Genomic DNA, 12958 nt, shown 5'->3' with positions numbered 1-12958 from the left:
CGAGAGAACGAGGGATACGCTCGACAGCGCAACGAACGAGACCACAACGACGGAAAACGGTGAGCCGCCGGACACGTCGAAGCGCGCGGGAGGTAACCGCCGCAGTTACGACCAGTCTGCCGAATCGTGCAGGGTCGCCAGAGCGCCCCCGATACCACCCACGGCGACCGGGTACGCAATCCCAGCGACGAGTACCGACCTGGCGAACGGGACGGTCACGTCGACGTTCGTTCCCTCGTAGGGGAGGACCACGGCGGCGAGTGCGACCAGCGGGAGGTAGCCGAGTACGACGGTCGCTCCGGCGAGTACTCCCAGGTGCGGTTCGTCGACTGACTCGACGGACCGTGCGACGTGGTAGCCGGCGACGAGGAGGAGCAAGACGGGAACCAGGTAGTACGCGACGGAGTAGGCGACGGCGCTCTCGGCGTAGTTTACGGCCATGCCGTCGACGGTCACCGACACCTGATGGGCGCCGAGGTAGAGCCAGCCGAACGACTCCGCAGGGGCCATGAAGACCCGGCCGAACTGCGCCTCGGGACTCCGTCCGAGGATGCTCAACATCACCGTCGTCGTGAGCAGGCCCGCCACGAAGGTCGCCACGCCGTTGACGAAGCCGTCGACGACGGGGACCTCGGCGTCGCCGATGGTCACGGATCGCTTCATACCGCCAAACGTGTTAACAGCGAGATAAGAGTGTCGGAACCGAGGCGGCGGCAGTTTCGCAAACTCACGAGCGACAGGAACGGCGGGGCGGTTTGACGAGCCGATTTACCAACCGGAAAACTACCTAAACGCCCGCTGAAACGCGCTATCGCCGGAAAGAGTTGTTGACAGCCACGTCAGTTCATCAGAAGTAACACTAGTCCCCAAGAGAAATACATAAATTGTTAGGAGAAAATTCGATATCATATAGATGAGAGCTACAAAGATTGTCGCCATTATCTTCGCCGTTTTAATGGTGACTTCGCTAATTTCGATGCCGGTTGTTGCAAATACTCCCTCGGGAACAGTAGATGACCAGGTCGACGGCGTCCAGACGGGGCCGCCGGGCGACGGGGCCGGTCCGCCCGGTCACGACCGAGGGAGTAACGCGACCGATATCGCCGTCGCGGATCTCGGATCTAACGGATCGCTCGAAACCGTCCTGGAGGCGACCGATCAACTCGGCGAGGTCGACTTCGACGACGACACCGGTTCGATCGGGAGCGAGATCGTTTCCTCCGTCAACTCGTCCGTCGAGTTCTACCGACACGTCGACCACATCGACGATCGCGAGGCCTACGAACACCTCGGCGCGGCACAGGCGGGACTCGCCGATCTCGTCGACGAGGTGAGCGGATACGATGCCGAGACGGTCGACAACTCGAGCGAACGACTGTACGCGGCGACGAACCGAAGCGCGCGACTCGCCGTCGTCGACGCCGCTCTCGCGATCGAACGGTACGACGACGAGTTTCGAAATCCGGGACAACGCCAGAGTGCAGAGAGCGCGCTCGGAAACGCCGTTGACGCACTCGAGCGAGCCGACGAGACCCTCAGCGAGGACCCGGAGATCGTCGATCGCGAACGCGCGACCGGCCACCTCGAAACCGCCTGGAAACACGCGGACCGGGCGATCGACGTCGTCGAAGATACCGTCGACCCGTCCCTCGATGCGTCGGTAGGCGTGGCGTTCGAGCACGACGGGACGGTGCTCGTTCCGGTCGAAGCCGTCCTCAGCGACGTCCGACCGTACGACTACGACGAAGTCGACGTAGCCGTCGAGGCTGGCGACGTCGATCCGGACCCGATCCACCTGCTGTCTCCCGAATCGAGCGGGACGGTAGCGACCGGAACGACGATGGTCGACGTCGGATCGGATTTAGAGAACGCGACGCTTACCCTTACGGCGTCGGCATCGGACGACCGGTCCGTCGAGGAGACGGTTGAGATCGAAATCGACGAGGACGATGTCGTCTGGACACCGCCAGATCCTGACGAATATCACGAAATCGAGGTCGAAGACGAGGACTCCGGAGTGACGGTCGCGGCCGGCGGTGACGGGCTTGACGAACGTCACCTCAGCGTCGACGACGAGACGCCGTCGACTGACGATCCGTATCGCGCGGGACCGATGGTCCGCATCGAGAACCGAACCGACGTAGACGAGGCGACCGTTTCCATCCCGATAGACGAGGGCGCGGTAGATCGAGACGGGAACCTCTCGGTCGTCACCTGGGATCCCCACAACGGCGAACCGTGGCAGGCCGTCGAAACCGACGTAGACGAGGAAGCCGGCGTCGCCACGGCGGAAGTGGACTCCTTTTCTTTCTTCTCGGCGTTCTGGATAGACGACTGGGAAGACCACACCAGCGATACCGTCGTACTCGACGACGGCGACGACAACGCGACCGATCCGGGTGGAGACTTCGAGAAGATCGATCTCGTGTTCGTGATCGACGAGAGCGGGAGCATGAGTGGCGACCGAATCGAGAACGCTCGGAAGGGGGCACAGCGATTCGTGGGCGCGCTCGTCGACGACGAGCAGGGTGCCCTCGCCGGGTTCGATTCTTCCGCTCGGCTCCACCACTCGCTGACGACCGACCACGACGCGCTCAACACGAGTATCGAGGGGATTTCCGCGGGCGGGTTGACCAACACCGCCGCCGGATTGAACGAGGGGCTCGACGAACTCGAACGAAACGGCTGGGAGAACCGCACGCCGGTGATTATCCTGCTGGCTGACGGTCACACGAACCGCGGCGGGGATCCAGTCGACGTCGCAGAGACTGCCGCCGAACGCGGCGTCGAGATCAGCACCATCGGACTGGGTGATGGAATTGACGAAGACGAACTCCGTGAGATCGCCGCCGCCACGGGCGGAGACTTCTACCACGTCGTGGACGCGGAGGACCTGCCCGACACGTTCGATCGCGTCGCCGATAATCAGACCGGCGTTGACCTGCTCGATACCAACGGCGACGGAATCCCTGACCGGGTCGCAGAGATGAACCTTTCGATGCCGACCGGCGAGCCGGGCGTCGTCGGCGAACCGCTCGATATCCATCCGACCAGACTCGACACGAGTAGCGACGGCATCCTCGACAACGAAACCGTCGAGATCGACTACCGAATCTTCGAGGAGGACAATCAGACGAAGCTGTACGCGTCGGTCACCTACGCCGAACACCACCCGGCACGGACGGACACGACCGGCGACGGTCTGAGCGACGTCGATCAGATTTCCGGATGGGACATCGACGTGATCGACGATCACGACGACGCCCAGACGACGCTCGAAATCGTCGCCGATCCGGACGATGATCGGGATCCGGCGGCGTTCCTGGAGACGCGCGAGGTCGCTTCGAATCCGCTGGTGAGCGATACCAGCGGCAACGGTCTGGCCGACAAAACCGAACGGACGATCGGCACGGATCCCCAGCGAGTCGATACGACTGGCGATGGCATCGCAGACGACGTGGCGCTCGACGAGGACTACGAGGATCCGACGGTCTTCACGACGACGCCACCGACGCCGACACTGCTCGAGTACGATCAGTGGTCCGAGGTGTCGATGCCGGAGGCTGGCTGGGATCCAGGTCTAAATGCGCCGGAGGTCGATACCGGGCTCGACTGGAACTTCCGATACACCTACCGGATCGTGGATCCGGCCGGGGTCGGTAGCTACGAACTGAGCCGAGAGGGAGACGTCATCGCCAGCGGATCGCCCGCCGGTTCGACCTACGTCAACACGGTAACGTACGAGTCGTTCTGGGAGGGAACGTTCACGGCGCTCCGCGGCTCTCAGTCCGACCTCTTCGTCGAGGACATCCACGGAAACGCCCGCCAGGACCTTCTGTACAGTCAGTCGTCGTTCTACGGCGAGCAGATCCACAAACTCCCCGGTCTGGGAGCCGAGCACGCCGGAATGCTCTCCGGGTTCACCCACTCCGGTGCGGAGCTTCCGGAGTTAGTCTATAGCATCGTCACCGGCCCCGGGGAGACCGCCGAGGCGATCGAATCGTTCTTGGAAGAAGCCGACGCGGAGTTGCTCGTCGAAGTGGTACGCGCCATTCCGGATCACGTCCAACAGCAACAACGCCTCGACAACCCGTTCACCGACGGTGGCGACGGCTGTGAGTGGGAATCGAAGGCCGACGACATCGCCGACGGAATCACCATGCCCGGAACGCTGCCCGATCACTACTCCGATTGTGAGAAGTACGCGATCGGCTACTACAGCGGATACGTCACGCACTTCCTCGCGTCGCTCCTCTACGCCGGGACGATCACGCAGGCCGCCTCCGACTCCGTAACTGTCGCGAACCGCCTCTCTCGGGCGTCAGACAGGGTCGGTGACCTCGCCCACGTCGGTGCGGCGAGTCAAAAGACGAACCGGGTGACCGACCAGTTCCTGCGGGCAAACGGCGGCGCCGGCGGAACGGTTGCCGATCGGCTCATCCGGGAGCAGGGTAGCTTCGGATCCGGACAGGCGCTGCTCGCACACACCCAGCGAATCGGACACACCAAGCTCGCTCAGCTACCCGGAGACGAACTCAGGACGTTCCTCCTCAGACACGGCGACGGTGGGGCAGACCTCGTCCGGCACCTGGACGTCGACGACGCAGCCCAGGTGCTCTCACAGGATCCGGCGGCCGTCTCGCGCGTTCTGAGCAGTGCTGATGACGTCTCGAGACAGGCGAACGTGCTGACTACCATGAACCACATCAGCCGGGCGAACCAGGTCAACCACGCCGACCTCGCGCTCCGTCACGGCGACGACTTCATCGAGTACGCCAACCGCTTCGGTGACGATGCGGTCGAGGTTCTCTACCGGGTGGCGGATCCCGCCGACCAGCGACTGCTGCTCGACGACTCCCTCGCACGAACCGGTATCGTCGATCTGTACAACGCTCAACCCGTCGCGGCCGAACGCGTGTTCGAGCTGTATAACACCCGGGCGACCACCGCCGCGGTTAGACTCGGTGACGACGCGTCGATCCAGCCACTGATCAGGGTCGCCCAGCAGGGCAACATCGAGCAACTGCAGCTGGTGGTCACGCGCGGCGACCGGTACCTCTGGGTCGAGACGCCGCGATTCGACGGGACCGTGATGGAGGCACTCCCCGGCTTCGATCGAGCGACCGCCAAGGAGCTCGTCTTCGATACCGTCGTGGCCGGCTCGGCGGTGGAACTCGACGACGGAGCGCAGTACGCGGTCGCGCCCGAGGAGATCGGCTTCGATCTCGACGCCGAAGAGATCGTGATACAGGTCGACGACGACGGCGAACTCACGTCGTTCGAACTCGAGTAACGGCCCGGAACCGTCGATCCGGATCGTTCCGTCCCGATCGCTTCGTCGGGGAAAGATATTATTCGGTCAGATTCGAAGTGAACGCGTGAGTATACTCGAACGCGTCCGGGCGGCCGTCAAACTTGTCGTGACGGTCGGTACGCAGGTCGCTCGCCTCTCCGGGCTGCTGGTTGCGTATCTGGTCCAGTTCGGCGCCGTTATCCTCGGCGTAATCGGGTTTCTCGCCGCGTTCTGGTTGCTCTATCCAGTCCTGTCCGCCGTCGGTGCCAGCGATCAACAGATCGCCGCGGTCGCCGGCGTGGCAGTTATCGTCGGCCTCTGGACGGTCGCACTGCAGGTGCTGTTCGGCGTGAACCTGCTAGGACGACTCCGGCGTCTCGCCGATCGGTGATGCAGACCCAGGGGACTTGCCAATTGTGATCTTTATCCGGCACTCAGTCGTCCGCCGGCGACTCCAGCGTCGAGATCCGGTCGCCCGACGGTGCGGACACCAGATCTGAGTCCGACTGGATGCGGTCCAACCGAACGTTTTTGATCGTGTGCTACCATAGTATTACCATGGAGTACGCCAACGTCAGCGTGAAATTCCCCGAAGAACTCGACACGGAGGTCGAGAACTTCCTCGATGAGACCGGCGTATACACGAATAAAAGCGAATTTATCAAAGAGTCGGTTCGCCGTCATCTCGTCGAATTGAACAACGAACCGGCGATCGCGGCACTCCGCGTCGAACGGTTACTAGCCAGAGCCGAGCGGGCACCGGCCAGTGACGACGAACTGCACGACCGACTCGACGCACTTCGAGAGAAGGTCGAACCGTCGTCGGTTACGGAGGCGGTCGAATCGGCTCGAGAAGAACTCGTCGACCGCTCGGAGAAACGGCCGTGAAGATCCTCGATACGAACCTCTGGGTGTTCGGGACGCTCGAAGTCAACGAGACTGCACGGAAACTGCTGGCAGAAATCGACCGCGGGGAGACCATCTCCGCAATTTCTGCGTACATGGTTCAAGAAGCCCTCAACGCGTTCGAACGAACACCAGGACTGAACCCGGGCGAGTGCGACGAGTTGCAGACGCTGTTTCTCACCCGACTCTCTCGAATGACTGGCCTCATCGAAGCTCCGTCCAGTCGAGATTTCTCCGCATCACTGCTAGACGAACGGCGTTCCAGTGTTCGAACGAACCTTCTCGGCCGAGTTACCGGCGTTCAACCGAAAGACGTGCCGATACTCGTGTTGGCGTTCAAATATCGAGAACGAGAGCCGACGATCTACACGAACGACGAACGCTTCGGGCAGTTCGAACCGAACAGGTTCAACTGCGAGGAGTTGCGTATCGAGTACGTCGAATAACCGTCCACCGAACCCGTTAATCGTCCGCCGGCGACTCCAGCGTCGAGATCAGTTCTAACCCTTGCTCCAGATCCGCGCGCAGGTCGGCTACGTCTTCGATTCCGACGGACATCCGGACGAGCGTGTCCGTGATGCCGATCGCCTCGCGCTGGGCGGGATCGAGCGGCTCGTGGGTCATCGCGGCGGGGAGTTCGATCAGCGATTCGACGCCGCCTAAGCTCACCGCGAGGGCGAACTCGTCGAGCGATTCGAGGAAGGTTATGGCGTCATCTTGCGTGCCGGCGAGATCGAACGAGAGGACGCCGCCGTAGCCCGACTGCTGGCGCGTCGCGAGGTCGTGCTGTGGGTGTGACTCCAGTCCGGGATAGTACACCTCGGAGACGGCCGGGTGGGCTTCGAGGAACTCGGCGAGTTCCATCGCGTTTCGCTCGTGCTGGCGCATGCGAAGCGGGAGCGTCTTCAGCCCGCGGAGGGTGAGGTAGCTGTCGAACGGCGAGAGCATACTTCCGGCGGTGATCTGCTGGGTGAGCGCCAGTTCGTCCGCGAGCGACGCGTCGTCGGTGACGATTGCGCCGCCGATCGCGTCGCTGTGGCCGTTTACGTACTTCGTCGTGCTGTGGGCGACGACGTCGGCGCCGAGGTCGAGCGGGCGCTGGAAGTACGGACTGAGAAACGTGTTGTCCACGCCGACGAGCGCGCCGTGATCGTGGGCCAGCGCCGAAATCGCCTCGATGTCACACAGTCGGATCAGCGGGTTCGTCGGCGTCTCGAGCCAGACGAGCGCCGTCCGGTCGTCTACCGCGGCGGCGACCGCGTCTACATCCGTCGCGTCGACGAAGGTGACGTCGACGTCGAACCGGCCGGCGAAGAGTTCGGTGAACATGCGCTTTGTCCCCGCGTAGAGGTCCTCGAAGGCGACCAGCCGATCACCCGGTTCGAGTATCGAGAGGCCGAGCGCGGCGATCGCCGCGGTTCCAGACGAGAACGCCATCGCGTGCTCGCCGCCTTCGAGGGCGGCCAACTGTCGTTCGAGCGTTCGTCGGGTCGGGTTAGAGAGCCGCGAGTAGAGAAATTCGCCGGCGTCCGGATCGACGTCTTCGAGTGCGAGCGAGGGATCGATGCCGTCTAGCGCGTAGGTCGACGCCAAGTGGATCGGCGAGACGACGTCGCCGAACGCTCCCTGGCTGGTCATCGCCTTCTCGCCCGCCGTCACCGCGCGGGTGTCGAACCCGGTCGACCGATCGGAATCGTCCATACGAGACGATTCGAGAGACGTCGTAATGAATTACATGCAAAAGTTGGTTATTCCGAAAGAAGTATATATTCGCTCCAGTAATTTCGGCGGCGTCCCTTCGGTCACGACCGATCGGACTCACCGTCTCGATCAGGGAAACTCGAGCGTGTAGACGACCTCGCGGCGGGGTTTCCCGCCGATTTCGACCGTCCCCTCGCCGGTTTCTTCGAATCCGAGGTGTTCGTAGAACCGCCGGCCACCCTCGTTCGAGGCGAGGTCGATCGCCCGCATCCGTTCCATATTGAAGTCCTCGAGCGCGGTGCGTAACCGCTCGTGGAGGGCGGTGCCGATTCCCTGGCGCTGGTGGTCGGGGTGGACGTACATCCGAAGGACGTCTCCCTCGTTCTCGGTGACGACGCCGTGGGTGAACCCGACGATCTCGCCGTCAGATTCGGCGACGAGAACGGCGGTCCCGGGCGTATCGAGCGCCTCGCGGAACGACGCGTCGTCGTACCACGCGTCGACGGTCTCGTCTACCGTCTCCGCGTCGAGTTCGTCGTAGGTGTCGTGCCAGGCCGCCCGAGCGACCTCGCGAATCGGCTCGCGATCCGCGGCCGTCGCCGGTCGAAGACCGATGTGACGCTGTCCCATACTCGGTCGTCACCGACCGAGACTAAAGTGATTGGCCCGAGTGGTTGGTCCCCGTGGCGCGTCTCCGGGGTCCGATCAGGCGTCGACCTGAAACCCGCGTTCGCGAAGTAGCGCAGGGACGCGATCGCGATGATCTCCCTGCAGTTCGATCCGACCCTCCTCGATGGTGCCGCCGGTTCCCATCGCGCTCTTGAGATCCGAGGCGATCGATTTGACCTCCGAGGCCGGCAGGTCGAACCCCTCGACGATCGTCACCGGCTTTCCGTAGCGTCGTTTTTCCATCCGGATCGAGAGCACCTGTTCGGCCGTATCGAGATCGCCGTGGGCGTCGAGTTCGTCTAACAGGTCGTCGAGTGGGTCGTCGTTTGACACGAGATGTTCTACGTTACCGAGATACAAAGTCCTCACCCCTCTGGCTCGATCACTCCTCGCCGCCCAGCAGACGCGAGAGGGTCTCGCCAATGGCGATGAGAATCGCGACGGGACCGATCGCTCCGGCGAAGCGTTCGAACGCCGCGCGCAGACCACGTTGGTCGTCGGACATCCCGACGTAGACCACCAGCGGTTCGGACGGCGGTCCGTAAATGGCCATCTCCTGGCCCTTTTCTGAATAGCAGGTGTCGAGTACCTCGATGATGCCAACCGCCTCTAGCTTCTCCAGGTGATACGAAACGCTCTGAACGGATCGATCGAGGGTGGATGCGAGGTCCTGTGCCGACATCGGTTCCGCATAGATCGTCTGGACGATTTCCCGCCCGGTGTCGGATGCGAGTCGACCGAGTACGTCGCCGGTCTCCTCGTCGTCGAGACAGAGCAATCGTGGCTCGTCGTCCCGGTCGATCGTCACCTCTGTCCGCGTCGGCAGTAACCGGCCCATAGATCGGTACCGTCACGTCCGTTCGGGAGACCCTTATCGGTTACCGTCGCTCAAACGCGATTTTGACCGATCGACCGGACCGACTCGTCCCACTCGCGGCCGTCGAGCGGTTGAAGTGCGATCACGGTGGACATCTCGGTAGCGATGGAACCGATCGAGCGCCGGGCGGACGCTGACGGTTGTGCCTGTCTGCGATGTCGGAGCCTCGATCCGGTCGTGTACCGGCGAACGCTCGGAGATCACCTCGTCTGGAGCGTCGGGGTCGTGAGACGTCACGCGACGATCATGCTCGCGGTCGCCATCGTCGTCGGACTCGAGCTGTTCCAGCGCCGTGTTGGGCTGGTTCCCACCCACTCCGCCAACATCTTCGACGTCTCGTTGCTCGCGGTGGTGCCGGCGCTCGCGTTCCGCGGCTACGTTGCGACGATTGCGGCCGGCGAGTTGTCGGGGACTCGTCAAACGGTGGGGCAGGCGCTCGGTCACACACTGCGACGGCTTCCAGCTATCTTGGCGGCGATGGCCGGAACCCTGTTCGTGGCCGGCATCGCGATGGTGATAGCGACCGTCGCGGTAACGGCGATCTTCACCGTCGTCTACCCGCTAGACATGGCGCTCGGAATCGGCGTCGTTACGCCCGCCATCTTCGACACCGCGTTCTCGCCGCTGGTCTTCGGCTCGGCGATGGCCGCCGTGATCTTCAAGTGCTGGCTCGCCCCCGAAATCTGCGTCGCTGGCGGCTACGGTCCGCTGACGGCGCTCCGAATGAGCTGGTCTATCACGGCGACCCACCGACGTCGGTTACTGGTCGTGGTCGGCGGATTCGCGCTCACGATCCTGGCCCCGTACGCGGTCGGACCGGCGTTCGCCGCCGCCGGCGTCGGTCACACCCTCGACTCGTCCTGGCTCGTCGGCCTCGGCTCCGCGGCGCAGCTGTCCCTCCAGGCGATCTGGGTCGTGCTCGGAACGGCAATGTACGTGAGCTCCGTCGTCGACCGCGAGGACGTCGAGGTCGCCTCCGGTCAAGACCTGCTGGCTACTGGGCGCAAGCGAGTTCGCGGCGCCGTCGGTCGAATTCGGCCGTTCTAACGCTCAAAACTCGTTTTGAGCGTTCGTGACGGCTAATTTACCACCCTGCGAAGTGCCCGGTGATGGGACCCGCAATCGAAACGGACGGACTCACGAAACGCTTCGGCGACGTCGTCGCCGTCGACGGCCTCGACATGACCGTCGAACGGGGCGAATCCTACGGCTTTCTCGGGCCGAACGGCGCGGGGAAGTCGACGACGATCGACCTGTTGGTCGGATTCCTCGAGCCGACCACGGGCACGGCTACCGTCCTCGGCCACGACATCCGTGAGGGGTCACGCGAGATCCGCCGACGCATCGGCGTGCTCCCCGAAGGGACCGACCTGTACCCGCGATCGACCGGCCGCGAACATATCGCCTTCGTCGGCCGGGTCAGGGACGTCGACGTCGATCCGGAGGCCGTCCTCGACCGCCTCGGCCTCGACCGAGCGGACCAGCGGCGGTACGTCAGGGAGTACTCGAAGGGAATGCGACAGCGACTCTCGCTCGGAATGGCGCTGGCGGGCGAACCGGACCTGCTGATCCTCGACGAGCCGGGAACCGGCCTCGATCCGACGGGACAGGCCGAGATCCGCGATATCGTCCGCGAAGAAGTCGACGACGGAACCACCGTATTCCTCTCGAGTCACCAGCTCTCGTCCGTCGAATCGGTCTGCGACCGCGTGGGAATCCTCGATTCGGGCCACCTCGTCGCAGAGGACACGATCGAAGGGCTTCGCGACCTGCCAGGCGTCGGCTTCACGGTGTCGCTCGGGTTCGCCGAACCGATCGGCGACCTCGGCCTGAACGATCTCGAGGGCGTTACCGCCGTGACACGAGGGAACGGCCTCGCACGGACGCGGCGGGACGGTGACGCAGACCGGTGGCTGGACGTAACGTGTCGGGCGCCTGGCGACCGGATCGACGCGATCCGTCGCGCCGACGAGCGGGGACGGCTCGTCGACGTCGAAACGCGAGAACCGTCGCTCGAAACGCTGTTCGAACGATACGTCGACGATGACTCGGTTCACGAATCCGTCGGCAAACGCCGGGAGGTACAGGCATGAGCTGGTTGGCCGTCGCCCACCGCGATATCACCGACGCGCGCCGATCGAACGTCCTCCTGGCGGCGATCGGGTCGCTCTCCGCGTTCGTCGCACTCGTCGCGGCGACGACTTCCGAGAGCGGGTCGGCGCCGGCCGAGGACGTTCTCTGGACGACGAACGCGATCGTCATCTGGTACGTCCCGATCGTCTCGCTGGTGATCGGCTACCTCGCGATCGCCGGCGAGCGCGAGACGGGTCGGATCAAACACCTGCTCGGATTGCCGCTCCGGCGCCGAGACGTCCTTTTGGGCAAACTCGTGAGTCGGTCGCTCGTCGCCGTCGTCGCCGTGGCGGTCGCGATGGCCGTCGGTGGAGTGATCGCCCTCGTCCGATTCGGATCGGTGCCGATCGGACACCTCGTCGCCCAGTCGACGTTCGTCGCCGGGTTCGCCGTCGTCTACGTCGCGATCGCGGTCGGCATCTCGGCGCTGTCGGCGACGCGGATGCGGGCGATGGTCGGCGTGGTCAGCGTCTACGTCTTTTTCACCATCGCGTGGGTCATGCCGGGAATCAATCCCCACGACAGCGTCGCCTACGTCGTCGAAGATCTCCTCGGCCTGTCGGCGCGACCGGCCCTCTACGACTTCGTCTACCACCTGAGTCCGTCGTTCGCCTACAGCCGCCTGACCAACGGCTTCCTCTTCGAGCGCGCCGAAGACGGCGCCATGCCGCCCGAGCCCGGCGACCCGTTCTACCTCCAGGAGTGGTTCATGCCCGTGATCCTGCTGGCGTGGCTGGTCGTGGCACTCGGGGTGGGATACGCGCGATTTCGGCGGGCGGAAATCGGGTGAATCCGGCGATCTACGGACCAGAACCGGGTGGTGAACCGAGAGGGCCCCACGATCATAACGTGAACCGCGTCCATCAGACGACGTCCGATCCGGCTGTATACGTCGCACCCAGCGAACACCAGAGCGGGATGCACGCGAGCCCGACTATCGTCGCCAGGTGAGAGTGGATCGCGAGCGGCACCAACACCACGAACGGAAGCGCGAGGGGTGTCGCCAGGGCGAGCGAGAGTATCTGAAGCCACCCGGGACCCAGATCGAGAAAGACGACCGCTCCGGCCAGCCCCAGAATCGCCATACACCCGAGAAACACCGGCAGGGCGGCCACCGGCGGGACGAGCACCCGAGCCGGGAGCGACGTGGCCTCCGAGTCGACGATCGGTGATGCGAGCCAGGAGCCGATCGCCGCGCCGATCGTCGCGACGAGGACGACACCGGCGAGACCGGCGACGATCAACCCTGGCGAGGGGTCGACGGTCGGCGCCAACGCCGCGGTGGTCAGGTTCCGGTTGACGTACCAGACGCCCGGAACGAAGATCGAAAAGAACGGGACGATCGCACCGCGGACGAACGCGTACATGGACAGAACAGT

13 protein-coding genes are annotated in these 12958 nt (G+C 63.9%); 7 read left to right on the top strand and 6 right to left on the bottom strand.

Annotated features, from left to right (window positions below):
- Nucleotides 1–105: 105 nt before the first annotated feature.
- Nucleotides 106–663: a DUF7978 family protein gene (locus tag NKH31_RS09265; protein ID WP_254861505.1), complete on the bottom strand. Its 558-nt coding sequence runs from the start codon at nt 661–663 to the stop codon at nt 106–108.
- 313 nt (nt 664–976) lie between these two features.
- On the opposite strand from NKH31_RS09265, the gene NKH31_RS09260 reads away from it, so the two are divergent.
- From NKH31_RS09260 to NKH31_RS09245, 4 genes are all read left to right on the top strand, one after another.
- Nucleotides 977–5293, top strand: a complete 4317-nt coding sequence (locus NKH31_RS09260; protein ID WP_254861504.1) for a vWA domain-containing protein — start codon at nt 977–979, stop codon at nt 5291–5293.
- Nucleotides 5294–5378: 85 nt separating this feature from the next.
- Complete coding sequence (locus NKH31_RS09255) at nt 5379–5684, top strand: hypothetical protein (protein ID WP_254861503.1); 306 nt, start codon at nt 5379–5381, stop codon at nt 5682–5684.
- Nucleotides 5685–5851: 167 nt separating this feature from the next.
- Nucleotides 5852–6181 carry a ribbon-helix-helix domain-containing protein gene (locus NKH31_RS09250; RefSeq protein WP_254861502.1) on the top strand — a complete coding sequence of 110 codons (330 nt, stop codon included), beginning with the start codon at nt 5852–5854 and terminating at the stop codon, nt 6179–6181.
- The gene (locus NKH31_RS09245; protein ID WP_254861501.1) at nt 6178–6645 is read left to right on the top strand and encodes a PIN domain-containing protein; all 468 of its coding nucleotides are present in this window, start codon (nt 6178–6180) and stop codon (nt 6643–6645) included. Before NKH31_RS09250 ends, NKH31_RS09245 begins: the two co-directional genes overlap by 4 nt.
- Nucleotides 6646–6661: 16 nt before the next feature.
- Here the strand turns inward: NKH31_RS09245 and NKH31_RS09240 are convergent, their stop codons facing one another.
- The 4 genes from NKH31_RS09240 to NKH31_RS09225 form a co-directional block, all read right to left on the bottom strand.
- The gene (locus tag NKH31_RS09240; RefSeq protein WP_254861500.1) at nt 6662–7900 is read right to left on the bottom strand and encodes a trans-sulfuration enzyme family protein; all 1239 of its coding nucleotides are present in this window, start codon (nt 7898–7900) and stop codon (nt 6662–6664) included.
- A 129-nt stretch (nt 7901–8029) separates the two neighbouring features.
- Complete coding sequence (locus NKH31_RS09235) at nt 8030–8515, bottom strand: GNAT family N-acetyltransferase (protein ID WP_254864794.1); 486 nt, start codon at nt 8513–8515, stop codon at nt 8030–8032.
- Nucleotides 8516–8605: 90 nt separating this feature from the next.
- Nucleotides 8606–8902, bottom strand: a complete 297-nt coding sequence (locus NKH31_RS09230; RefSeq protein WP_254861499.1) for an SUI1 family translation initiation factor — start codon at nt 8900–8902, stop codon at nt 8606–8608.
- Between the two features lie 49 nt (nt 8903–8951).
- Nucleotides 8952–9407, bottom strand: a complete 456-nt coding sequence (locus NKH31_RS09225) for an ArsR/SmtB family transcription factor (RefSeq protein WP_254861498.1) — start codon at nt 9405–9407, stop codon at nt 8952–8954.
- Nucleotides 9408–9551: 144 nt separating this feature from the next.
- Here NKH31_RS09225 and NKH31_RS09220 point away from each other — a divergent pair, with 144 nt between their 5' ends.
- From NKH31_RS09220 to NKH31_RS09210, 3 genes are all read left to right on the top strand, one after another.
- Nucleotides 9552–10493: a hypothetical protein gene (locus tag NKH31_RS09220; protein WP_254861497.1), complete on the top strand. Its 942-nt coding sequence runs from the start codon at nt 9552–9554 to the stop codon at nt 10491–10493.
- Nucleotides 10494–10555: 62 nt separating this feature from the next.
- The gene (locus tag NKH31_RS09215) at nt 10556–11539 is read left to right on the top strand and encodes an ABC transporter ATP-binding protein (protein WP_254861496.1); all 984 of its coding nucleotides are present in this window, start codon (nt 10556–10558) and stop codon (nt 11537–11539) included.
- Entirely contained in the window at nt 11536–12369 is an 834-nt protein-coding gene (locus NKH31_RS09210; protein ID WP_254861495.1) for an ABC transporter permease subunit, read from the top strand. Before NKH31_RS09215 ends, NKH31_RS09210 begins: the two co-directional genes overlap by 4 nt.
- A 73-nt stretch (nt 12370–12442) precedes the next feature.
- Here the strand turns inward: NKH31_RS09210 and NKH31_RS09205 are convergent, their stop codons facing one another.
- Complete coding sequence (locus tag NKH31_RS09205) at nt 12443–12946, bottom strand: hypothetical protein (protein ID WP_254861494.1); 504 nt, start codon at nt 12944–12946, stop codon at nt 12443–12445.
- Nucleotides 12947–12958 lie beyond the last annotated feature (12 nt).

The organism is Halovivax gelatinilyticus (genome assembly GCF_024300625.1).
Taxonomy (GTDB): Archaea; Halobacteriota; Halobacteria; order Halobacteriales; family Natrialbaceae; genus Halovivax; species Halovivax gelatinilyticus.
The sequence above is the reverse complement of the archived record's forward strand: the minus strand, read 5'-3'. Positions and strand labels throughout refer to the sequence as shown.